The sequence below is a fragment of the Sphingomonas sp. GM_Shp_1 genome (assembly GCF_026540895.1).
Classification (GTDB): domain Bacteria; phylum Pseudomonadota; class Alphaproteobacteria; order Sphingomonadales; family Sphingomonadaceae; genus Sphingomonas.
Genome location: NZ_JALNUR010000003.1, coordinates 228,777 through 250,456, shown reverse-complemented (window position 1 = coordinate 250,456; position 21,680 = coordinate 228,777). Strand labels below are relative to the sequence as shown.

Annotated in this window: 19 protein-coding genes and 1 tRNA gene; 8 read left to right on the top strand and 12 right to left on the bottom strand. The window is 66.2% G+C overall.

The window, feature by feature from the left end:
• The coding region (locus tag OXQ33_RS03395; RefSeq protein ID WP_267433270.1) for a metallophosphoesterase family protein at positions 1-683 on the bottom strand (683 nt) is incomplete at its 3' end.
• A 144-nt stretch (positions 684-827) separates the two neighbouring features.
• Here OXQ33_RS03395 and OXQ33_RS03390 point away from each other — a divergent pair.
• The gene (locus tag OXQ33_RS03390; RefSeq protein ID WP_267433269.1) at positions 828-1,238 is read left to right on the top strand and encodes a crosslink repair DNA glycosylase YcaQ family protein; all 411 of its coding nucleotides are present in this window, start codon (positions 828-830) and stop codon (positions 1,236-1,238) included.
• A 30-nt stretch (positions 1,239-1,268) separates the two neighbouring features.
• On the opposite strand, the gene OXQ33_RS03385 is transcribed toward OXQ33_RS03390, so the two are convergent.
• The 5 genes from OXQ33_RS03385 to OXQ33_RS03365 form a co-directional block, all read right to left on the bottom strand.
• Positions 1,269-1,345 (bottom strand) — tRNA-Pro (locus tag OXQ33_RS03385).
• A gap of 56 nt (positions 1,346-1,401) precedes the next feature.
• Entirely contained in the window at positions 1,402-1,893 is a 492-nt protein-coding gene (locus OXQ33_RS03380; protein ID WP_267433268.1) for a nucleoside deaminase, read from the bottom strand.
• 53 nt (positions 1,894-1,946) lie between these two features.
• Entirely contained in the window at positions 1,947-3,791 is a 1,845-nt protein-coding gene (locus tag OXQ33_RS03375; RefSeq protein ID WP_267433267.1) for a glycoside hydrolase family 2 TIM barrel-domain containing protein, read from the bottom strand.
• 117 nt (positions 3,792-3,908) lie between these two features.
• Positions 3,909-5,486: a glycoside hydrolase family 43 protein gene (locus OXQ33_RS03370; RefSeq protein ID WP_267433266.1), complete on the bottom strand. Its 1,578-nt coding sequence runs from the start codon at positions 5,484-5,486 to the stop codon at positions 3,909-3,911.
• Positions 5,483-6,757, bottom strand: a complete 1,275-nt coding sequence (locus OXQ33_RS03365; protein ID WP_267433265.1) for an MFS transporter — start codon at positions 6,755-6,757, stop codon at positions 5,483-5,485. The genes OXQ33_RS03370 and OXQ33_RS03365 overlap by 4 nt, the downstream gene beginning before the upstream one ends.
• Positions 6,758-6,831: 74 nt before the next feature.
• Between OXQ33_RS03365 and OXQ33_RS03360 the strand changes: the two genes are divergently transcribed.
• A complete protein-coding gene (locus tag OXQ33_RS03360) occupies positions 6,832-7,872 on the top strand; it encodes a LacI family DNA-binding transcriptional regulator (RefSeq protein WP_267433264.1) in 1,041 nt (346 codons plus the stop codon).
• Positions 7,873-8,117: 245 nt separating this feature from the next.
• Here the strand turns inward: OXQ33_RS03360 and OXQ33_RS03355 are convergent, their stop codons facing one another.
• The 3 genes from OXQ33_RS03355 to OXQ33_RS03345 all read right to left on the bottom strand — a co-directional run bounded on the left by OXQ33_RS03355 (position 8,118) and on the right by OXQ33_RS03345 (position 12,945).
• Positions 8,118-9,116 carry a glycoside hydrolase family 43 protein gene (locus OXQ33_RS03355; protein ID WP_267433263.1) on the bottom strand — a complete coding sequence of 333 codons (999 nt, stop codon included), beginning with the start codon at positions 9,114-9,116 and terminating at the stop codon, positions 8,118-8,120.
• A gap of 11 nt (positions 9,117-9,127) precedes the next feature.
• The gene (locus OXQ33_RS03350; protein WP_267433262.1) at positions 9,128-12,115 is read right to left on the bottom strand and encodes a TonB-dependent receptor; all 2,988 of its coding nucleotides are present in this window, start codon (positions 12,113-12,115) and stop codon (positions 9,128-9,130) included.
• 362 nt (positions 12,116-12,477) lie between these two features.
• Positions 12,478-12,945, bottom strand: a complete 468-nt coding sequence (locus OXQ33_RS03345) for a transcriptional repressor (RefSeq protein WP_267433261.1) — start codon at positions 12,943-12,945, stop codon at positions 12,478-12,480.
• A 131-nt stretch (positions 12,946-13,076) separates the two neighbouring features.
• Between OXQ33_RS03345 and OXQ33_RS03340 the strand changes: the two genes are divergently transcribed.
• From OXQ33_RS03340 to OXQ33_RS03315, 6 genes are all read left to right on the top strand, one after another.
• On the top strand, positions 13,077-14,108 hold the full coding sequence (locus OXQ33_RS03340; protein ID WP_267433260.1) for a COX15/CtaA family protein: 1,032 nt from the start codon (positions 13,077-13,079) through the stop codon (positions 14,106-14,108).
• 122 nt (positions 14,109-14,230) lie between these two features.
• A complete protein-coding gene (rplM, locus tag OXQ33_RS03335) occupies positions 14,231-14,710 on the top strand; it encodes a 50S ribosomal protein L13 (RefSeq protein ID WP_037568175.1) in 480 nt (159 codons plus the stop codon).
• Positions 14,710-15,255, top strand: coding sequence for a 30S ribosomal protein S9 (rpsI, locus tag OXQ33_RS03330; protein WP_267433259.1), 546 nt, complete (start codon positions 14,710-14,712; stop codon positions 15,253-15,255). Before rplM ends, rpsI begins: the two co-directional genes overlap by 1 nt.
• A 169-nt stretch (positions 15,256-15,424) precedes the next feature.
• On the top strand, positions 15,425-16,315 hold the full coding sequence (locus OXQ33_RS03325; RefSeq protein WP_267433258.1) for a DMT family transporter: 891 nt from the start codon (positions 15,425-15,427) through the stop codon (positions 16,313-16,315).
• A gap of 198 nt (positions 16,316-16,513) precedes the next feature.
• Entirely contained in the window at positions 16,514-17,314 is an 801-nt protein-coding gene (locus OXQ33_RS03320) for a hypothetical protein (RefSeq protein ID WP_267433257.1), read from the top strand.
• 38 nt (positions 17,315-17,352) lie between these two features.
• The gene (locus OXQ33_RS03315) at positions 17,353-19,584 is read left to right on the top strand and encodes a glycoside hydrolase family 3 N-terminal domain-containing protein (RefSeq protein WP_267433256.1); all 2,232 of its coding nucleotides are present in this window, start codon (positions 17,353-17,355) and stop codon (positions 19,582-19,584) included.
• Here the strand turns inward: OXQ33_RS03315 and OXQ33_RS03310 are convergent.
• From OXQ33_RS03310 to modA, 3 genes are read right to left on the bottom strand one after another with little or no spacing between them, the layout of a single operon-like run.
• Positions 19,581-20,186, bottom strand: coding sequence for an ATP-binding cassette domain-containing protein (locus OXQ33_RS03310; protein WP_267433255.1), 606 nt, complete (start codon positions 20,184-20,186; stop codon positions 19,581-19,583). The genes OXQ33_RS03315 and OXQ33_RS03310 overlap by 4 nt on opposite strands.
• Entirely contained in the window at positions 20,176-20,865 is a 690-nt protein-coding gene (modB, locus tag OXQ33_RS03305) for a molybdate ABC transporter permease subunit (protein WP_267433254.1), read from the bottom strand. The genes OXQ33_RS03310 and modB overlap by 11 nt, the downstream gene beginning before the upstream one ends.
• Positions 20,866-20,872: 7 nt before the next feature.
• Complete coding sequence (gene modA, locus OXQ33_RS03300; protein WP_267433253.1) at positions 20,873-21,625, bottom strand: molybdate ABC transporter substrate-binding protein; 753 nt, start codon at positions 21,623-21,625, stop codon at positions 20,873-20,875.
• Positions 21,626-21,680: the final 55 nt, after the last annotated feature.

Genomic DNA, 21,680 nt, shown 5'->3' with positions numbered 1-21,680 from the left:
GCCTCCGCCTGGCGCGCCGCGACCTCATAGTCATAGGGTATGCCGTGCAGTTCGGCCCACCACCCCGCTCTCCGGCGTTCGACGATGGCATAACGCGCGAGCGGGCTACCCGCCTCCATGACGCGCGGGATCGCGCCCCGATCACGGTAGCACGGCATCCCGACACTGCCGGGGTTGACGATCAACACGCCGTCGACCGCCACCATGCGCGGCGTATGCGTATGCCCGCACAGCACCAGACTGGCCGACCCAATCCCCTTCAAACGCGGCCGGATGGCGGCATCGGCGTCCAGCGTGGCGCAGCCGGAGGTCACGTCTTCGAGCAGATATTCCAGGTCCCCTCCGGCCGGGCTGCCATGGCAGGCGAAGACATCCCCGTCACACAGGGTGAGCGTGGCGGGCAGGCCTTCGATCCATGCCCAATGCTCCTGCGTGAGGAGCGGTCGCGCCAGAACGTCGAAGGCCCCTTGGCTGTCGTCCTGCAACTGGCGCTCGTGATTGCCCGCAATGGTGAGATAGCCCGAAAGCATCTGAAGCTCGGCGCTCCCGGCGGGGTCGAACGGGCCGGAGACAAGGTCGCCCAGATTGACGACCAAGTCGGGCGCAGCGGTCGTTATGGCGTCGCGGACGGCCTCCAGCGCGGCCAGATTTCCATGTGCGTCGGCAATTACTCCGATCTTCAATGCTTCCCCCCATGGCGACATTCCGGATGAGCATGGCAGACGCTTCCTGGAAACGCCATGCATGGCAGGTTCCCATCTCAGCCGAACCGGATGCTGCCAGCGCGCGGGACTGACGCCACCGGATTACCGGTCTTTTCCTCCATCATGAGCTTTTCTCTCCGCGAAGCCCGTCGGATCGCCCTGGCAGCGCAGGGCTTTGGTCGCCCGCACCCCGTCAGCCCGACCGTTCGCCACCTGCGCAGCACCGCCGACCGGCTCAACCTATTCCAGCTCGACAGCGTCAACGTGCTGACACGCGCGCATTATCTGCCCGCGTTCGCCCGGCTCGGCGGGTATGACCGCGCGCTGCTTGAGGGCGATGCGTGGGGGCCGAAGCGCCAGCGGCGGATGTTCGAATATTGGGCGCATGAGGCGTTGTTACTGCCGCTCGACCTCCATCCGCTGCTCCGCTGGCGCATGGCGCGGGGGGAGCGGGGCGAGATCGGCTATCGGTCTTGGCGCCGTGCCGAGGCGGACGCCACCCCAATGGTACAACGGTCCCCAATCACCAGATAGGGGACGTGAAATCAGAGACTGAGCTGCGGATGGTCGGGGAGACAGGATTCGAACCTGCGACATCCTGCTCCCAAAGCAGGCGCGCTACCAGACTGCGCCACTCCCCGACAGGGGGTTGCCCTTAGGGGAAGCGGGGCGGCGGGCGCAAGGGGTATTTCGGGGATTACAGGTTCGCCTGTTCCTCGACGGGCAGGTCGGCGTCCGGCGGGTAGTAAAGCCCGGCGCATTCCGCCCGCAGGCATCCGCCCTCGATCACGATGTCGTCGCGATAGGCGTCGGCGATGAAGCCCAGCGTGTCGACATGCTTTGCCTCGAAATACATCGGATGCACGTCATCGCGGCCAGCACCGTACACGACGCGCCCCACCTTCGACCAGATCGACGCCATGGTGCACATGCCGCAGGGCTGGAGCGTCGAATAAAGCGTCGCGCCGCGCAGCTCCAACGCCCCCTCTCCTTCGCAGCCTCGCCGGATCGCCATCATCTCGGCATGGGCGGTGGCGTCGGGCAGTTCGTGCGTCTGGTTACGCTCGGCGGCGATGACGCGGCCGTCCAGCACGATCACCGAGCCGAGCGGCGAGGTCGAGGGATCGGAGCCTTTCGACCGCGCCACCGCGATCGCCATGCGCATCCATTTTTCGTCTTCCTGGGTCATGGCGGGCTCAACGCCGTGACATAGGTTATGGGTTCAACGGATCGAAACACCGCCTATCGAGACGATGCCTTGCGCGCGTAATAGTCGCCCAGCACATCGAAGGCCTCCTTGCGCTGCCCGGTTTCGGAGATCAGGCCCTTGCGGTTCCAGCCCTGCTGGAAATCGGGGTTCTGGCGGCGGGGCGAGCGAAAGTCCTTCAGGATCCAGGGCGACATGCCACGCAGCGTCGGCACGTGATCGGCCATGCTCAGCGTCGCGCGGTAGTAGTCGGCCTGGAACTCCTCGGAGAATTTCTGCTTGTTGGCGGGATCGTGGAAGCCCGCCCGCGCATCCGCGCCGAATTCGGAGCAGATCAGGGGCTTGTCCGCCGGAACATGCCATTCGCTGCGCCCCAGATCGGACAGGCGATCCTGCGAATACCAGCCATTATAGGTGTTGATCGCCATGACATCGAGCACCTCGGCCAGCGGATCGGCCAGGGTCATGACCGGGTGGTCCGCCCCCTGCCCCCGCTCGACCAGCAACGCCGCGCTGACCAGCCGCGTATCGTCCAGACGGCGGACATCGGCGACCAGCGTGCGCAGGAAGCTGTTGCGCGCGTCGGTCACGGGGGTTTCGTTGGCGACGCTCCAGATCGCCACAGAGGCACGGTTGCGGTCGCGCAGGATATTCTCGGCGAGCATGGTCCGCGCGCGGGTCAGCGTATCGGGATTGGACCAGGCCACGCGCCAATAGACGGGCACCTCGCTCCATACGATCAGCCCCAGTTCGTCGGCCATCCGCACGGTGACGTCGGAATGCGGATAATGGGCCAGGCGGACGAAATTGCCGTGCAGCCCATCCTTGATCTCGCTGAGCAGCGCGCGGGACGCCGCCGGGGTGATCGCGCGGGTGGGATCGACGCCCAGTTCCTCCTCATGCATCGAAATGCCGCGCAGGAAGATCGGCTTGCCGTTGAGCAGGATATCCGCCCCGCGCCGCTCGATCTTGCGGAAACCGATCCGGTCGTGCCACCGATCCTCGCCGGACGTAACGGCGACGTCATAGAGCTTGGGGTTTTCGGGCGACCAGCGGATCAGGGCGCGCGGGGCAGCCATGGTCGCGCGCCAGTCGCCATGGGCATCGGTCGTCCCTGCCCGGTCCAGTCCGAGTTCGGCGATCTTCAGACGGACCGAGCGATTGGCGGCCTGCGGACCGTCGAGATGCACGTCCACCGCCATCCGCCCGTCGCGGGTCAACCGCACCCAGGCATCGTCGACATAGGTATCGGGCGTCGCGATCAGCCGGACCGGGCGGGTGATACCGCCATAATTTTCCCAGTCGGTGACGGGCGGCGGGACGGTCGCCTCGTTGGCCTGGGAATCGACGCCGACGGTGATCTGGTTCTGACCGTCGCGCAGGGCTCGCGTCACCTCGAAGGCGAAGGGGGTGAAGCCGCCCTCGTGCCGGCCGATCTCCTTGCCGTTCAGATAGACGATGGTCGCGTAATTGGCCGCGCCGAAGCGGAGGAAATAACGGCCCTTTCGCGTCTCGGGCGCGGCGAAGGTCCGCTGATACCACATCAGCCCGTCATAGTGGCGGAGTTCCGGCGCATGGGTCAGCCAAGCGGACGGCAAGGACGCCAGCGGCGAATGAGCGAGGTCGAATTCGTAAAGGACCCGGCTGTCCTTGGCCATCGCCGCACGGACATCGACGTCGCGCCAGCGCTGCTGCCCCGTATCGGGCATGCCACCGTGAAAGCCCGAAATGCCCGAGCGGAACGGATCGATCGAATAATGCCACGGCCCCGACAGGTCGGTGCCTTCGCGCAGGTCGGCGGCGACGAGTAGCGGAACTGGCGAGGGAGGTGCGTCCTGAGCGAAACATGGGGTAGCCAGGGTCAGTATCATGCCGGCCATGATGCGCGCGAAACCTGTCCTGCCCATCGCTTCACTCTCCCCCATTCGCCCGGATTTCCGGTCAGCCTAAAGCGACTGTCGCAGGTTCGCCACCCATCGCGACGATGCCGTCCCCCATCATTCTTCCCGATAGCGGAAATAGCGGAAGTCGGCGGGGTGGCCCGTCCCGGCCATATCCTGACACGCCATGCCGACGAACGTTCCCGTGAAATTGGGCAGGCCCGCCAGCGTCGCCTCGTCCGACAACAGGCTGGCATCGCATGTCCCGGGCAGCCAATGCCAGTCCTCCGCGCCCTCCGCCCGGAACGCGAAGCGGAGCGTCTCATGGTCGACCGAGGCACGAAGTTCGACCGGCCCGGCAGGCGCGGCCAGCGGCGGCGTGATCAGGCTCTGCCCCTCGCCCGTCGGCAGGACGGACAGAAGCTGGATCAGCTTCTGGCCCTCATCCCCGGCGGTGATGTGGAGGTAATGATATTTAGTGCTGTTATAGTAGCAGACGAGCCCCGCCGCCTGCTGGAAATGCTCGGGCTCGAACGCGACGAGCGTGGTGGCGTCATAGCGAAACGCGGTCGGCCGCCGCGCCACCAGCGCCTGCTCGAAATGACTGCCGATCGTATCGCGTCCATAGAGCCGCAAATGACCGGGCCGCTCGGTCAGGCTGAAGAGGCGATCGGGTTCGGGCGTGCGGAGCCACTGGAAGGCAGGCGGCAATATCGGCCCGTCGAACCTGTCGCATTCGTCCACCGGCGCGAAGGCTCCGACGTCGGCCTCGGGCTCGGCACAGCGCAGCCAGCCATCCGCATCCCAGCGCATCCGCCGGATCGCGGTCTCGCGCCCCAGCACGCAGCGATCGCTGCCGGGTAGCGGACGGCCGCACAGATAGGCCATCCACGTCTCGCCCTCCGGCGTTTCGATCAGATCGCCATGGCCCGTGCGTTGCAGCAACGCGGCGGGATCATGGCGCGCGGTCAGGACGGGGCCGTCCGGGTGGACCTCATAGGGTCCGAACAGGGTGCGCGCGCGGGCCATCACCACGGCATGGCCCCGCTCGGTCCCGCCCTCCGCCACGAGCAGATGATACCAGCCGTCGCGCTTGTAGAGATGCGGCCCCTCGGTGAAGCCCAGTTCGGTGCCCGCGAAGATAAGCCGACGCTCGCCCAGCAACCGACCGCTCGACAGGTCCATCTGCTGGATGACGATTCCGGCGAAGCGCTTGCGGTCCGGGCGATGGTCCCACAGCATGTTGAGCAGCCAGCTTCGCCCGTCATCGTCGTGGAACAGCGCCGGGTCGAAGCCGCTGCTGTTCAGATGCACGGCGTCGGTCCATTCGCCGTCGATCCGGTCGCACGATACCCAGTAATTGTGGAAGTCGCGCAACGAGGCGCCCTTCGCCCCGTCGACCGTGGTGCGGCCATAGCGCTTCACGTCGGTGAAGATCAGGTGAAAGCGCCCATCCTTGTAACTCAGATCGGGTGCCCAGACGCCGCAGCCATCGGGATTGCCCCGCATGTCGAGCTGGCCGGCCCGGTTCAGCGGGCGCGCGACCAAAGTCCAGTTCACCAGATCGCGGCTGTGATGGATCTGGACGCCCGGATACCATTCGAAGGTCGAGGTCGCGATATAATAGTCCTCGCCCACGCGCACGATCGAGGGGTCGGGGTTGAAGCCGCGCAAAATCGGATTGATCGGGGTCATGCGGGTTTTCGCACCAAGGTCCAGAGGAGCGCCGCGCCTGCCAGATCGAGCAGGCCGAGCAAGATGAAGAAGGGCTGATAGCCGACCTGATCGACCAGCGAGCCGAGCGTCAGGGTGAAGAGAAGCACGCCCAGATTGGCCGCCGTCCCCGACACGCCGGTCGCGGTCGCCACCTGATCCTGCGGGAACAGGTCGGAGCACAGGGTGATGACGGTCACCGACAGGGTCTGGTGCGCGAAACCGCCCAGGCACAGGAGCGCGACGGCCGCGACCGGGCTGTTCACGCTGCCGACGAACATCATGCCGGTCATCAGCACCGCGCCGAGCGTGAAGGCGCCGCGCCGCGCGTCGATCAGGTTGATCCCGCGCCGTTGCAGGAAGGCGACCACGGCGGGCCCGAACAGGCACCCCAGATCGGCGGCCAGAAAGGGCAGCCAGGCGAACAGCGCAATCTGGGTCAGATCGAAATGCCGCGCCTGGACGAGATAGAGCGGCATCCACAGTGACAGCATCCCCCAGACCGGATCGGCCAGGAACCGTGCCGCCGCGATCGCCCACAGGTTCCGGCGGCGGAGCAACTCACCCAAAGGCGGACGACGGCGATGCTTGGCGAGCGAGGCCTCCTGCCCTCCGACGATCAGGTCGCGCTCGTCCGTCGACAGCGAGCGGTGCCGCGTGGGTGGCGCATACCAGAACAGCCACGCCACGACCCACAGCAGGCCCAGCCCGCCCGCGACGAAGAACGCCGCACGCCAGCTATGATGGAACACCGCCCAGGCGACCAGTGGCGGCGCGAAGACCGCACCGAACGACGCGCCTATCTGATAGATGCCGCCCGCCACGCCGCGCTCGCGCGCCGGAAACCATTCGGCGACGACCTTCATCCCCGCCGGTTGCGCCGATCCCTCGACCAGCCCCAGCGCGCCGCGAAGCCCGGCGAAGCCCAGCCAGCCATTGGCGAAACCATGGCCCAGCGTGATCAGCGACCAGACCGCGACGAACAGGCTGAACCCGAATTTCAGGCCGAACAGGTCGAGCAGATAGCCCGCCACCGGCTGGAACATGATGCCGAACTGAAACGCGCCGGTGATCCAGCTATATTGCGCGGACGAGATATGCTGCTCGGCCATGATCGCGGGGGCGGCGACGCCCAGGATGCTGCGCGTCAGATAGTTGATGACCATCGCGGCGACGAACAGGCCGATGATCGTCCAACGGATATAGGGAAAGCGCTTCATGCCCGACATCCCGGCGTCATCCTTGTCATCCATGCCCCCTTCACCCGATCCCGTCGCCCCGCTATCCGCAAGCTTCGGCGCGGCGAATGCGCCGACGACAGGACAGGATGCCCTTGACGCGTAGCAAAGGACGCCCGCGCGGCGTGACGATCATCGACGTGGCCAAACAGGCCGGTGTCTCGCCCATGACCGTGTCGCGGGTCATCAACGGCGATGCGGGCGTGCGCGACGAGGTGCGCGCCCATGTCCGCGAGGTGATCGCGCAGTTGAACTACACGCCCAATCTGATGGCGCGCAGTCTCGTGACCTCGCGCGAGATCCGGATCGGCGTCATTTATTCCAACCCCAGCGCCGCCTTCATGAGCGAATTGCTGGTCGGCGTATTCGAGGAAGCCTCGACCCGCGCGGCGCAACTCTTCCTGCTGAAGGGCGAACAGGGCCGCCCGCCGACGCGCGAGGCGATCCAGGGGCTGATCGCGCAGCGTATCGCCGGGCTGATCCTGGCGCCGCCGCTGGGCGAATCGAGCTTCGTGCGCGAGATCATCCGCGAGGCCGGACTGCCCGTGGCGGTCGTCGGCGGCGTCGCGCCCGATGCCGTCTGCGTCTGGATCGACAATGACCGCGCCGCCTATGACATGACCCGCCACCTGATCGGGCTCGGCCATCGCCGCATCGGCTTCGTCCATGGCAATCCGGACCAGACCGCCAGTATCGAGCGTCTGGCGGGGTTCCGGCGCGCGGTCGCGGAGGAAGAGGGTCTGGAGACCCAGATCGTCCAGGGCGACTATAGCTATGCCTCGGGCCTGCAAGCAGGGGAGGAACTGCTGGGGAGCGAGCGACCGCCCACCGCGATCTTCGCCAGCAACGACGATATGGCCGCCGCCGTGGTCTCGGTCGCGCATCGCCGTCATCTTGACGTGCCGGGCGACCTGACCGTGGCCGGGTTCGACGACAGCACCGCCGCGACGACGCTGTGGCCGCCGCTGACCACCATCCACCAGCCCGTCCGCGCCTTGGCGACGGCGGCGCTCCACATGCTGATCCAGGATATCCGCGGCGCCGCCCCGAAGGTCGATGGCAAGCCGCGCGTCATGGTCCTTGAGCATGCGCTGATCGAACGCGACTCCACCGCTCCGCCGCGATCTTAACGGGGGTAGACATTCCCCTATTCCTCCCCTGCAAGGGGAGGTGGCAGGCCGAAGGCCTGACGGAGGGGTGTCACGCTCGGATACGGAAGACGTTCCTCGCGGCCCGTGACACCCCTTCACCATGCTCCGCATGGTCCCCCTCCCCTTGCAGGGGAGCAATGGTCCGCGGACCGATGGCGTGACGATTGCGACCGGACCGCCCCGGCGTCCGCCTGGGAGGTATGGAAAGGATGGATTCACCCGCTCTATCGCACCGATGCCGTCACGCCGGCGGCGGTCTGAACGACCGGCTTCATCGTGCCGTCGGGATTATAGTATAGCCGCTCGACCGTCACCGCGCGTCGCCCGATCGCTCCGCTCTGGTCGCCGATCGCCAGATTCGCGTTGTGCAGGAACAGATAGGACTTGCCCTTGAACTCCGCGATGCCCGGATGGATGGTGAAGCTGTACTTGCCCGACCCCGTCAGCAACCCGCGATAGGTCCAAGGCCCCCTCGGCGACGGTGCGGTGGCATAGGAGATATGCTCGTCCCGCTGCGTCGTCCGGTCGAGCGAGGCATAGGTGAGGTAATAGAGCTTGCCCCGCTTGTGCAGCCAGGGCCCCTCCTCGAAATGCGGCGGGGTGATCTCGATGATCGGGCCGTCGATCTCGATCATGTTGGGCTTCAGCTTGGCGATATAGCATTGCCGGTTGCCCCAGGATATCCAGGTCGTCCCGTCGTCATCGGTCATGACGGTCGGGTCGATATCCTCCCAGCTATGCGTGCCCTTGGGCGTCATCTGGTTGGTGATGAGCGCCGATCCCTTGGCATCGACGAACGGGCCGGTCGGCGTGTCGGAGACGGCGACCGCGATCGCCTTGCCCGGATGGCTGTCGTCATGCTCGACCGCGGCGTAGAACCAGTATTTGCCGTGGCTGTAGATGGTCTGGCTGGCCCAGGCGTCCTTCTTGGCCCATTTGAAATCGCGCACGTTCATGATCGGCCCGTGCGGGGTCCAGGTCCGCATGTCGGTGGTGGAATAGACCAGCCACTCCTTCATGTTGAACATCTCGTCCCGCTGCGCCTCGTCATGGCCGACATAGAGGTACAGCCGGTCCCCCACGACCAAAGGCGCAGGGTCCGCCGTGAACTTGTCCCGGATGATCGGGTTCGATCCCGGCGCGGCGGGCGGCGCATCCGCCGCCATGACCGCCACCGGCAGGGCGGCCGCCAGCGCCGCCCCGATAATCCGCGCCGTTCTCATCACATCCCCCCTCAGAAGTTGAACCGCACGCCCGCCCGGTACACGCGACCGAGCACGTCATAGAGCGCCGGGTTCACGAAGAAGGGCGACCGCGCCGGATCGCGATTGAACACATTGTCGACCTTGAAATAGGCGGTGACCGCCTTGGTCACGTTATAGGTGCCGCCCACGTCGAAATAGAAGGCGCCAGGGATGAAATTATTGTCGATTGTCGGGCGGTTGGCGGTCGAGGCCGGACAACCCGTGGTGCACTCGATATATTGATTGCCCAGCTTGCCGTCGCTGAACCAGCGTTCCTGGAGCAGCAGCGACCAGTTGTCGGTGGCATAGGTCTGCACCGCCAGCCACTTCCACTTGGGCGTGCTGCCGATATTGACGCCCGCCGTGTCGTTGGGGATCGTATTGGGCAGGCCCGTATCCGTGATGAACCGCCGGATATTGGTCGCCAGCGCGCGCAGCGTCAGGCTGCCCGGCAGGCCCAGCGGATTGCGCCAGCGATAGCTTGCCTCGATATCGAAGCCGTCGGTCAGGATCGAGGCCAGGTTGAACGACTGGACGTTGATGAAGTTGGGGCCGTTGGGGTTGTTCAGGTTGAACACGCCGCAGGTCTCGGGCGCGATGTTCAGGAAGCACAGGTTGACGATGTCCTGCGCGCCCAGGCTGGAGATGACGTCGGTGATCTTGATCTTATAGTAATCGACCGACAGGCTCAGCCCCGGGATCGCCTGCGAGTTGGAGAAGGCGATGCCCAGCGTGGTGTTGCGCGCGATTTCGGGGGTCAGGTTGACGTTGCCGATCGTGTTCTGAAGCGCCAGCACGTTGACGTTGTTGAACGGATCGAAAAAGCCCGGCAGCGTCGTCGTGACGGGCGCGGCGAACAGTTCCGACAGATTGGGCGCACGGACGTCGCGTGAGGTCACGCCGCGAATGCGCAGGCCATCGACCGGCAGGTCCCAGGTCCCGCCGATCTTCCACGCCCAGACGGTGCCCGAGGTGCTGTAATCGGTGACGCGCACCGCGCCGTTGATATTGGCACGGCCCCCGGCTTCCGAATTGATGATCGGCAGGTCGGCCTCCAGAAAGGCCTCCTTCACGCTATACGCGCCGCCGCCATTCTTGTAGTTGCCGGCATACCAGTTGTTGCCGTCGGCCAGCAGGACCGGGTCCGCGGGATAGGCGCCATTGGCCGGGCTGTTGGCGAAACCCGCGCCGTAAGGGTCGGCGCGGACGCGGTAATATTCGTGGCGGAACTCGCCGCCGAACGCGATCGACACCGGCCCCGCCCAGGACGAGAAGGGCGAGCCCGAGAAGTTGAGGCTGATCACGTCCTGTGTCTGGCGGGTGCGCTGGAACGGGCCGTTCTGCGGGATGATATAGTTGAGCGCCGCCTGGGACGGGTTGCCGCCGAAGATGTTGAGCGGCTGGCACCCATTGGCCCGCGCGGTCGGATCGGCGCAGACGATCGCGCCATTCAACGTGGTCGCGTTGATCGCCTGGTTGAAGCGCCGCGACAGCATGATGTTGCTGACATCGACATCGGTATAGTTGGTCCCGTGCTCATAATAGATGTCGTAGGACCAGTCGGACCCGGCCACCGCCTCGCGTCCCTTGGCGCCCGCGACGAAGCGATACTGGCGGCGATCGGTGAAGACCTGCGTATTCCCCAGCGCCGCGTTGCTGGTGCCATATTGGAAGTTGGTGATGCCCGCGGTCGCGCAAGCGGTCTTGATCAGCGCGGGGACGAAGGGATTGGCGCACTGGATGGTCAGGTTCGGCCGGTTCATGCCGCCGACCGGCTGGTTGTTGGTCTTCACCTGGCCGATATTGATCGTGCCATAAATCTCGCCATTGGGCGCGAAGTCATAGCCGATCCGGCCATAGCTGTTCACCCGCTGGATCTTCGACTGGAGCGAACGCCCCGCATCGACATTGCCCGACAGGTCGCCGCCCAGGCAGAAGCCGGGGAAACAGCCCCGGACATTGCCCGCCGCATCGCGCGCGGGCACCCCGCCCGAACCATATTGGAACTGGAACGGATTGCCCGACTGGTCGAAGGCGATGCCCTGAAGCGGCCCGGCGGTGATGAGGCCGTACTTGGTATAATTATAGGGCTGCGCATAGTCGCGGAACAGATATTGCGGCGTCCCGTCGTTCAGGACGTTGCGGTTGATCAGCGTCGACTGACGGAACCAGTCGCGCCCGCCCGCCAGGCCGATGCCGAAATCGCCGCCGCCGACGCCTTCCTCATGCGCATATTCGGTGCTGGCGATCACATGCAGCGTATCGTTCAACAGGCTGGTGCCGCCCGCCAGCTGGATGAGCACCTGCTTGTCATCGCCATAGGTGGTCAGGCCGCCCTGGATATTGCCCTTGATCCCCTTGAACCGGGTATCGGTGATGAAGTTGACGACGCCGCCGACCGCATCCGATCCATAGGAGGCCGAGGCACCGCCATTGACCACATCGACCCGCTTGATCAGCAACTGCGGGAACAGGCTGATGTCCGGCACGCCGGTGACGTTCGCGCCGACCACCCGCTGCCCGTCGAGCAGGGTCAGGGTGCGGATCGCGCCCACGCCACGCAACGAGAAGGAGCTGAGGCCCTGCTGCCCGCTCGACGTGCTGAAGGTGTTGGTCGCGGTCCCCGTCGAGCCCTGCAACGAGGGAAGCTGGGCGACGGTGGTGAAGATGTTGGGCTGCGCGTTCGCGGCGATCTGTTCCTCGCCGATCACCGTCGTCGGGGTCGGCGCGGTGAAGCCGCCGGTCGTGATCCGCGAGCCCGTGACGATGATGTCGCGGCTATTGACCTCTTCGCTCGGTTCGGCCGCCTGATTGGGTGGAATAGCCGCCGCATCCTGCGCCGGAGTGGCCTGTGCCGCCACCTCGGGCGTCGTCTGCGCCCAGGCCGGTGCTGCGACCGTGGCGGCAGCGAGTACCGCGACGCTGACCGCGCCAAGAGTGCGCTGACGCAGGCTGCGGGTATGCGATCCCGTGATCATCTTGAACCTCTCCCTCTTCGTTCCGTTTTATCTGGTAACGTTACCAACGTCATTCCGCGTTTCGCCGCGCAAGTCAATGCCCCGTATCGATCCGAAAATTTCAGATGCGCCGTCGCCGGGCGGAATCGAGGCAGGCGCTCAGGGCAGACCGGCGTTCAACGCGGCTTTCTCCTCCCTCCCTCCTCTGTGAGTGGAAAGAGTGGCGCAGACTTTGCCTTTGCAAAGCAGGAACTTCGTCGGAATTGGGTGAGGGGTGCGCGCTCGAAGAGCACGCGAGCCTTTGGCTCGCTCAGCCCCTCCCCCAAGCTGCGCTATCCAGCAGGAGTATCGATCGCGCTAACTTGCCGGTTTAATTGGACGGTTCAGTTCGCCGCACAGGCGGCGCAGCGTCCCCTCACCTCGATCACCGGTCGCTCGGGGCTGAAGCCGGCACCCTTGGCCGCCTCGCGCACCGCGCCGGTCAGGCGGTCGTCGTCGATATGGGTCGTCTGCCCGCACTTGTCGCAGACCAGAAAGATGCAGTCGTGCATGCAATTGGGATGCGCATTGGCAACATAGGCATTGGCGCTTTCGACCCGGCGGGCGAGATTGGCGCCGACGAACAGGTCCAGGATGCGATACACGCTGTTCGCCGCGACCCGTCGCCCCTGCGACTTCGACATGACATCGGCGATGTCATAGGCCGAGGCGGGCTTTTCGAACCCGGCCAGCGCCTCGAACACGCTGGCGCGCATTGCCGTCCATTGCTCGCCCGCGCGCTCCAGCGTCGCCTTTGCCGCGTCGGCCAGATCGGCCCCTTCGGGCTCGTGATGGTTATGCATATGCGCCATGATCGGGATTTAGGCTCTGCGGACCGGTGGAGCAAGGTCCGCCACCACAGCCGCACGAGGCATTCGGTCCACTATCGCACGACCGCGCGGGCTTCTATGACGGGATCATGCTGCAACCGAGCCCTGCCTTCATGATCACCGCCCGCCCCCGATCCCTGGCCCGCTGGCTGTTTGCGGTCGCCGGTCTGATCGTCGCCATGGTCGTGGTCGGCGGGATCACGCGACTGACCAATAGCGGCCTGTCGATCACCGAATGGAAGCCGATCACCGGCATCGTCCCCCCGCTGACCGAAGCGCAGTGGCAGGCGGAGTTCGACAATTACAAGCGTATTCCCGAATATTGGACCTTCAACCGCGACATGACGCTGGGCGGGTTCAAGGCGATCTTCTTCTGGGAATATCTGCACCGCGTCCTGGGACGGGTGATCGGCATGGCCTTCGCCCTGCCCCTGATCTGGTTCTGGGCGCGGAAGGCCATCCCCGTGGGGTATAAGCCGCGCCTGGTTGCGCTGCTCGCGCTGGGCGGGCTGCAAGGTGCGATCGGATGGTGGATGGTTGCCTCCGGCCTGGTCGAGCGGACCGATGTCAGCCATATCCGCCTGACCGTCCATCTGCTGACCGCGCTGGTCATTCTGGCCGGGATCGTCTGGACCGCGCTGGACCTGATGGCGCTTCACCGGAACCCGCTGTCGGCCCCTGCCCGGCTGACCATGCCGGGGATCGTCGCGCTGGCGCTGCTGTTCGTGCAGTTGATGTTCGGGGCGCTGACCGCCGGGCTGGACGCGGGCTATGCCTTTTCCAGTTGGCCGCTGATGGGCGATGCCTGGTTCCCGGCGGGGGTGCCGATGATGAGCCCGGCCATCGCCAATGCCTTCGACAATCCGGTGGTCGTACAGTTCATCCACCGCTGGTTCGCCTTCGCCGCCGCCGCCGGGCTGATCTGGTTGGCGGTGCGGGCGGTCCGGGCGGGCGCGCTGCGCGCCGGATGGCTGGTCATCGCATTGGTGCTGGTCCAGATCGCCCTCGGCGTCGCGACCCTACTCTCGGGCGTGCAGATCGATATCGCGGTGTCGCATCAGGCCAATGCCGCCCTGCTGCTGATCGCCGCCACCGCCGCCGCGCACCGGATCGGCAGCGGTGCGCGCGCCCTCAAGGTATCATAATACCCGTCAGCAAAGCCGCACTTTGCTTGACATTTTGAGCGTCGATCAGCATTGGACCCTCGTTCGCGCCGCCCAAGACAAAGGGCGGCGTGTTGCATTTCAAACCGAAAGGTCTCACGCCCATGAAGGCGCTCATGAAGACCACCAAGGCGGCCAAGCCGCACGAGGTGGAAAAGAAGTGGCATATCGTCGACGCCGACGGCCTGGTTGTCGGCCGCGCCGCCACGATCATCGCGAACATCCTGCGCGGCAAGCACAAGCCGAGCTTCACCCCGCACGTCGATTGCGGTGACAATGTCATCGTCATCAACGCCGACAAGGTGCGCTTCACCGGCAACAAGCTGGGCCAGAAGGTGTATTACAAGCACACCGGTTATGCCGGTGGTATCAAGGGCATCACCGCCGCCAAGGTCCTGGAAGGCCGCTTCCCCGAGCGCGTCCTGGAAAAGGCCGTCGAGCGCATGATCCCGCGTGGTCCGCTGGGTCGTCAGCAGATGCGCAACCTGCGCATCTTCGCCGGCACCGAGCATCCGCACGCCGCTCAGAACCCCGAAGTCCTCGACATCGCGTCGATGAACCGCAAGAACAAGGTGGGCGCATAATGTCCGACAACCGCCAGTCGCTCGCCGATCTCGGCGCCACGCTGAACCAGCAGGCCGCTGCCGCGACCGCGCAGCCCGCCGTCGAGGGTGAAGCCCCCGCCGCCGCTCCCGTCGAGCGCGTCAGCACCACCCCGCTGCGTCAGCAGGAACTGGACAAGTTCGGCCGCGCCTATGCCACCGGCCGTCGTAAGGACGCCGTGGCTCGCGTCTGGCTGAAGCCGGGTTCGGGCAAGATCACGATCAACGGTCGCGATCAGGAAGTCTATTTCGCGCGTCCGACGCTGCGTCTCGTCATCAACCAGGTGTTCGGCATCACCGAGCGCGAAGGTCAGTATGACGTGATCTGCACCGTCAAGGGCGGCGGTCTGTCGGGCCAGGCCGGTGCGGTCAAGCACGGCATCAGCCAGGCGCTGACCAAGTACGAGCCGGTTCTCCGTGCTCCGGTCAAGGCCGCCGGCTTCCTGACCCGCGACAGCCGCACGGTCGAGCGTAAGAAGTATGGCCGCGCCAAGGCGCGTCGCAGCTTCCAGTTCTCGAAGCGCTAAGACGCGGGCAGCCGTGGATTGCGCGAGCGATCCACGGACTCGCCACGGCGGGCGGCAGCGTCGGCACAGCCGACGATGTCCGACCGCGTGGCCAGGCTTTGCTACCGAAGGAGCGGTCCGGCAACGGGCCGCTCTTTTTCGTTTGAGGCAAGTTCAGGACGAATAACCCATGTCCAACCCGTTATGGATACCCGCCACGGTCGCCGCCGCGACCTTTCAGGTCGGCCGCAACGCCCTGCAACGCGGGGTCATGTCGTCGTCGGGGCCATGGGGTGCGACGCTGGTGCGGTTCCTGTTCGGGCTGCCCTTCTCGATCCTGTTCGTCACCGTCGCCCGTCATTTCACGCCGGGAGCGGATCTCCACTGGTCCGGGCCCTTTTGGCTATCGGCCATCGTCGGCGCGACGGCCCAGGTGCTCGCCACCGCCGCGCTGCTCGACGCCATGCGCCGCTCGGGTTTCGCGGTCGGCACCGCGCTTCAGCAGAGCTCGCTGCCGCTGGCCGCCCTGCTCGGCCTCATCGTCTATCACGACCGGATCAGCGCCATCGCATGGGTCGGCGTGGTCGTCACAACCATCGGTCTGGTCGCCCTGTCCTGGCCGCCACCCGAACAGCGTCGCGCCTCGCTGATCGGGGCCGCGATGGGACTGGCGTCGGGCCTGTTCTTCGGTTTCTCGCTCAACGCGTTCCGCCACGCGGCGCTCGCGCTGGACTCCTCGCATCCGGTCTTCGCCGCGCTGGTCTGTGTCGCGGTGGTGCAGGCGATGCAGAGCCTCGCGCTCGGCCTGATCCTGGCCTGGCGCGATCCGGCCACCTTGACGGAAGTGCTGCGCCGCTGGCGTCCATCCCTGGGGGCCGGGCTGTGCGGCGCCTGCGCCTCGGCGGGCTGGTTCGTCGCTCTCGCCCTGTCGCCCGCCGCGCCGGTCCGGGCGCTGGGTATCATCGAGGCGCCGATCGCGGCCATGGCCGGGCACCGCCTGTTCCGTGAGGCTCTGGGCGCGCGGCAGATCCTGTCGGGTGTCGCCATCATCGGCGGGGTCCTGCTGACGACGCTGTTTTAGGCCCCATCGACATTCAAACTGCACAATCTTCATTCCTCCCCTGCCAGCGAGGAAACGTCGCTCCCCGCCCAATGTCAGCCTCTGACTGGCCGGAATGTCACCCCGACTTCATCCGTTGGCCATTCGCCTCGGCGGAGACTCCCCCTGACAACGCCAGCAGGTCGTCGTCCGACGTCGCGTTCACCAGGGGTCATCGGCATGAGCTATCGTCGCCTGTCTTCCACGCTCCCCCTCATCGCCCTGACGATGACCGCCAACACCGCCCCGCCCCCGGTCGAGCTTTCACGACCCTTTGGCCTGAAACCGGGCTGGCAATTGCTTGTGACCCAGGGGCTGGAGACACCCGACCCGTTCGGCGGGGGGACAGAGAAGGTTCTCGGCGAACTCCATCTTTGCGTCACGCGCGACGGTGGCAAAAGCTGTCGCCCGTCGCTCGACGCGATGCTGGTCAGGACGGGACCGGCGACCATCTATGACCGGCCGCATTATCTCGACGACGTACGCATCATCCGGGCCGAACCCGATCGTCCTTTGCTCTGGGTGCAGGCGGCCAGCCTTCACGGCAGCAATGGCGATCAGGTCGTGGGGACCATCGTCCTGGGCTATGACCGAACAGGCGACAGGTTCGTGCCGGTCTATGGCCTGAAGACCGGTCGCAACAACAATCAGGCGGTTCGCTATATCGAAAACGGACCCTTGCGCGGCGCGATCATCTCTGCCGAGCCGACATCGGATGCGCCCTTCGCCTTCTGGATCACGGTGAACCGGCTCGGCACGTCGGGGCGCTATGCCCCCATGCTGCGCTATCGCAGCGTGACGCGCTATGGCGACGGCAATACCCTGCCCGTGATCGACTCCGACATGCCCGAGACGCTGCGCCGCCTGAAACTATGGACGCCCGGCACCCCGCCTCCCCATCCCGCCCATTGCAGCACCCCGCGCCTGATCCACGGCGCCCTCTGGTGCGGCGACCTTGCCCCCGCCGCCCCTCGGCGGTAGCGACATGACAAAATCATCATGTTGCAGGAGAGCGTGCCATGTCCCCCACCCTGGATCGTCGCCAGATGCTCAAGGCCGGCGCGACCATCGCCGGGCTGTCCTTGGGTGGTCGGGCGCTCGCGCAATCCGACCGGATCGAAACGCTGATCGGGCGGATGACCCTGGCGGAGAAGGCCGGGCAATTGTCCTGCTTCTCCGACCAGATCCGGCCCATCGGCCTGCCCTTCAACCCCGGCCTGCCAGCGCGTAACGACGCCGCCGCGCAAATGGCGCGCATCCGCAAGGGCGAGATCGGGATGCTGTTCAATGGCGTCGGCTATGCGGGGGCGAAGGCGGCGCAGGACGCGATGATGCAGACGCGATTGAAGATCCCGCTGATCTTCGCGGGCGATGTGATCCATGGCCTTCGCACCGCCTATCCGCTGCCGATCGCGGAGGCCTGCGCCTTCGACCCCGACCTGGCCGAGCGCACCGCACGAGCGGCGGCGATCGAGACGACCGCGCTGGGCATGCAATGGACCTTCGCCCCCATGGTCGATGTCGCGCGCGACCAGCGCTGGGGGCGCGTCGCGGAAGGCTCGGGCGAGGATGTGTATCTGGGCACCAGGCTCGCCGTCGCGCGGGTGCGCGGCTTTCAGGGGCGTGACCTGCGCGACCCGACCAGCGTCGCCGCCTGCGCCAAGCATTTCGCCGCCTATGGCGCGGTCAGCGGCGGCATGGATTACAACTATACCGAGATTTCACCCCAGACCCTGCACGAGGTTCACCTCGCCCCCTTCAAGGCCTGTGTCGATGCCGGGGTCGCGACGATCATGTCGGCGTTCAACGACATCCACGGCGTGCCGTCGTCGGGCAATCACTGGCTGCTGACCGACCTTCTTCACAAGCAATGGGGTTTCAAGGGGATGGTCGTCGGCGACTACACCGCCGATGAGGAACTGATCGCGCATGGCTATGCCGCCGATGGTCGCGACGCCGCGAAGAAGGCGTTCCTGGCGGGGATGGACATGGCCATGGCCTCCAACCTGTTCAATCTATGGCTACCCGATCTGGTCGAGAAGGGCGAGGTTCCCATGGCCCGGCTGGACGAGGCGGTGCGCCGTGTCCTTTCGCTGAAGGACGCCATCGGGCTGTTCGACAATCCCTATCGCTCGATCAGCCAAAAGGCGGAGCGGACCCAGGTATCGACACCCGCCATGCTGAAGCTGTCACGCGAGGCGGGGGCGCGCTCGATCGTGTTGCTGAAGAATGAGGGCGATCTGCTGCCGCTCAAGGCCGATCCGGGACGCATCGCGCTGATCGGCCCGTTCGGTGAGGACCGGGACAATGTCGTCGGGACCTGGGCCTTCATGTCGGATGCCCGGCTGAACGTCTCGGTCGCGCAGGGGCTTCGCAATCGCAAGCTGACGGTCGATGTGGTCAAGGGATCGGATGTCGAAGCCGCCATCCCCGGCGGGATCGACGCGGCGGTGGCGGCGGCGCGGGCGGCGGATGTGGTGCTGCTCGCTGTCGGGGAGACGCAGCTCATGTCGGGCGAGGCGCAGTCGCGGGCGGAGATCACCATTCCGCAAGCGCAGATGGACCTCGCCGAAGCCGTGGCGGCAACGGGCAAGCCGGTGGTCGTCCTGCTCCGCCACGGCCGCGCGCTGGCGTTGCACGGTGCCGTCAAGGACGCGCCCGCCATTCTTGCCACCTGGTTCCTGGGTTCGGAGAGCGGCAACGCGATCGCCGATGTGCTGTTCGGCGATGTGAACCCTTCGGCCAAACTCTCGGTCAGCTTCCCGTGCGAGAGTGGGCAGCAGCCCTATTTCTACAATCACAAGAATACGGGCCGCCCCGCGCCCGACACCGGAACTCAGGAATACAAGGCCCGCTATCGCGAGACGAAGAACGAGGCGCTTTATCCCTTCGGCTATGGCCTCAGCTATACCCAGTGGCGGGTTTCCGACGTCACGGTACCGCCGCGCATGACCGACAGGATGGAGGTGACCGCGACCGTCACCAACACCGGCTCACGGGCGGGGTCGCAGGTGGTGCAACTCTATGTCCACGACAAGGTCGCCAGCCGGACCCGCCCGGTGCGCGAATTGAAGGGGTTCGAACGGGTGACGCTGAACCCCGGCCAGTCGCGGACCGTGCGCCTGTCGCTGACCCGCGACGACCTGCGCTTCTGGGGCGAGGATGACTGGGTGGTCGAGCCGGGACAGTATGACCTGTGGGTGGCGACCAGTTCGGTCGATGGCGACCGCAAGACGTTCGAGCTGATCTAAAGCCGGACGATATCGGTGGCGATGCGTTCGGCTTCGTCCGGATCGTGCGTCACCATCAGGATCGGAATTCCTGTCCGGTCCCGTACGGCCACCAGCGCGTCGAGAATGTCCCCTCGGCGCGCGCGGTCGAGCGACGATAGCGGCTCATCGAGCAGCAGCACGCGCGGGCCACTGAGCAGTGCGCGCCCGATTGCCACCCGCCGCGCCTCGCCGCCGGACAGGCTGCGCGGCCAGCGATCGAGCAGATGGCCGATGCCTAGCATCGCCACGATCCCATCGCTATCGCCCTCCCCGCGCCGCTGCCCGTAGCGGAGATTGGCTGCGACCCGCATATGCGGGAATAGTCGCGCCTCCTGAAAGACATAGCCGATCCGCCGCCGATCCGGCCGCACATCGATACGGGCATCCGCATCGAACAGAGTCTCGCCCGCGACGCGGACATGGCCGCTTTCGGGACGGAGCAATCCCGCCACCATTTGCAGGATGCTGGTCTTGCCCACGCCCGACGGACCGAACAGCACGGTGGCGCCGGGGCCGGTCGCGAAGCGCGCCGCGATTCGGCTGTCGCCACGCAAGACGGAAACATCGACGTCAAAGGACATGCAGACCCCGCCCCATGCGCCGCGCCAGCCATTCCGACGCGACCAGCGCGATCAGCGACAGCACCACCGATACGGTCGCGAGCCGCCACACCATATCCTCGCCGCCGGGACGCTGGAGCGCGGAATAGATGGCGAGCGGCAGGGTGGCCGTCTCCCCCGGCACGTTGGAGACGAAGGTGATCGTCGCCCCGAACTCCCCGATCGAGCGGGCGAAGCCGAGCACCAGGCCCGCCAACAGGCCCGGCGCGCACAGCGGCAGGGTGATAGTGGCGAAGACCCGGGCCCGCCCCGCGCCCAGCGTCCGCGCAGCCTGTTCCAGACGCGGATCGACCGCCTCGATCGACAGACGGATCGCGCGCACGACCAGCGGCAGGGCCATGACCGCCGCCGCGATCGCCGCCCCGGTCCAGCGGAACAGCACAGTCACCCCGAACCATTCGCTCAACCAGCGACCGATCGGTCCCTCCGGCCCGAAGGCGAGGAGCAGCACCCAGCCGGTCACGACCGGCGGCACCACCAATGGCAGATGGACGATGCCGTCGAGCAGCACCCGCCCCGGAAATCGCCCCCGCGCCAACAGCCATGCCAGGACGAACGCGATCGGCAGGGTCACCAGCATCGCCGTGCCGCCCACGAGCAACGATAGCCGGACGATGCCCCATTCCTCGGGTGACAGCATCAGACCGTCATCGCGTCGAGAAACCGTAACGCCGGAAGATCGCCTTGCCCTCGCTCGACAGCAGGAAGCGGCGGAAGCCTTCGGCCTGGGGGTTGGTAGAGGCCTTCAACCGGGCGAGCGGATAGGTGATCGGGCTATGGCTGGCCGCCGGAAACAGGCCGACGACATGGACGCGCGGCGACGCCTTGGCATCCGTCGCATAGACGATCCCATAAGGCGCGGCGCCCCGCTCGACCAAAGCGAGCGCCGCGCGGACATTCTCCGCCCGCACCACATGCGGGGCGACGGCGCTCCATGCGCCCAGCTTTTCGAGTGCGGCCTTGCCATATTTGCCCGCCGGTACGCTGTCGGTATCGGCCATGGCGAGCGGCCCGGCGGACAGCGTCTTTGCCAGCGTCCGCGTGGTCACCTGACCGCCCTTGCCCGCTGGTGCGATGACGACCAGCCGATTGCCCAGGAAGGCGCTGCGGGTCCGGTCGGCGAGCAGCCCGTCCTTTTGCAGGACGTCCATCCATTCCTCGTCCGCCGAGGCGAACAGATCGGCCTTGCCCCCCGCCTGTACCTGTCGCGCCAAGGCCGAGGAGGCGGCGAAGGAGATGACAGGCCGGGGATGCCCCTTCTTCGCCCAGCTATCGGCGGCGGCGGTCATCGATTCCTGAAGGCTGGCCGCGGCAAGAACCAGGGGCGCGCGATTCTGCGCGACGGCGGGCGCCGACACACTCAGCGCGCCGAATAGCGCGAGGATGGGAAATGGTTTCATCGATGGCGTGCCCCTGAAGCGGCGTGATGGCGGCTTTTGGCTGTAACGCGCAAGG

Bases quoted from the DNA above. Each gene is read 5' to 3' on its own strand.
- OXQ33_RS03320 (WP_267433257.1), top strand. From the start codon at position 16,514: ATGAGCTATCGTCGCCTGTCTTCCACGCTCCCCCTCATCGCCCTGACG.
- rpsI (WP_267433259.1), top strand. From the start codon at position 14,710: ATGTCCGACAACCGCCAGTCGCTCGCCGATCTCGGCGCCACGCTGAAC.
- rplM (WP_037568175.1), top strand. From the start codon at position 14,231: ATGAAGGCGCTCATGAAGACCACCAAGGCGGCCAAGCCGCACGAGGTG.
- OXQ33_RS03350 (WP_267433262.1), bottom strand. From the start codon at position 12,115: ATGATCACGGGATCGCATACCCGCAGCCTGCGTCAGCGCACTCTTGGC.
- OXQ33_RS03325 (WP_267433258.1), top strand. From the start codon at position 15,425: ATGTCCAACCCGTTATGGATACCCGCCACGGTCGCCGCCGCGACCTTT.
- modB (WP_267433254.1), bottom strand. From the start codon at position 20,865: ATGCTGTCACCCGAGGAATGGGGCATCGTCCGGCTATCGTTGCTCGTG.
- OXQ33_RS03360 (WP_267433264.1), top strand. From the start codon at position 6,832: ATGCCCTTGACGCGTAGCAAAGGACGCCCGCGCGGCGTGACGATCATC.
- OXQ33_RS03380 (WP_267433268.1), bottom strand. From the start codon at position 1,893: ATGACCCAGGAAGACGAAAAATGGATGCGCATGGCGATCGCGGTGGCG.
- modA (WP_267433253.1), bottom strand. From the start codon at position 21,625: ATGAAACCATTTCCCATCCTCGCGCTATTCGGCGCGCTGAGTGTGTCG.
- OXQ33_RS03375 (WP_267433267.1), bottom strand. From the start codon at position 3,791: ATGGCCGGCATGATACTGACCCTGGCTACCCCATGTTTCGCTCAGGAC.
- OXQ33_RS03340 (WP_267433260.1), top strand. From the start codon at position 13,077: ATGATCACCGCCCGCCCCCGATCCCTGGCCCGCTGGCTGTTTGCGGTC.
- OXQ33_RS03365 (WP_267433265.1), bottom strand. From the start codon at position 6,757: ATGGATGACAAGGATGACGCCGGGATGTCGGGCATGAAGCGCTTTCCC.
- OXQ33_RS03315 (WP_267433256.1), top strand. From the start codon at position 17,353: ATGTCCCCCACCCTGGATCGTCGCCAGATGCTCAAGGCCGGCGCGACC.
- OXQ33_RS03355 (WP_267433263.1), bottom strand. From the start codon at position 9,116: ATGAGAACGGCGCGGATTATCGGGGCGGCGCTGGCGGCCGCCCTGCCG.
- OXQ33_RS03390 (WP_267433269.1), top strand. From the start codon at position 828: ATGAGCTTTTCTCTCCGCGAAGCCCGTCGGATCGCCCTGGCAGCGCAG.
- OXQ33_RS03310 (WP_267433255.1), bottom strand. From the start codon at position 20,186: ATGTCCTTTGACGTCGATGTTTCCGTCTTGCGTGGCGACAGCCGAATC.
- OXQ33_RS03370 (WP_267433266.1), bottom strand. From the start codon at position 5,486: ATGACCCCGATCAATCCGATTTTGCGCGGCTTCAACCCCGACCCCTCG.
- OXQ33_RS03345 (WP_267433261.1), bottom strand. From the start codon at position 12,945: ATGGCGCATATGCATAACCATCACGAGCCCGAAGGGGCCGATCTGGCC.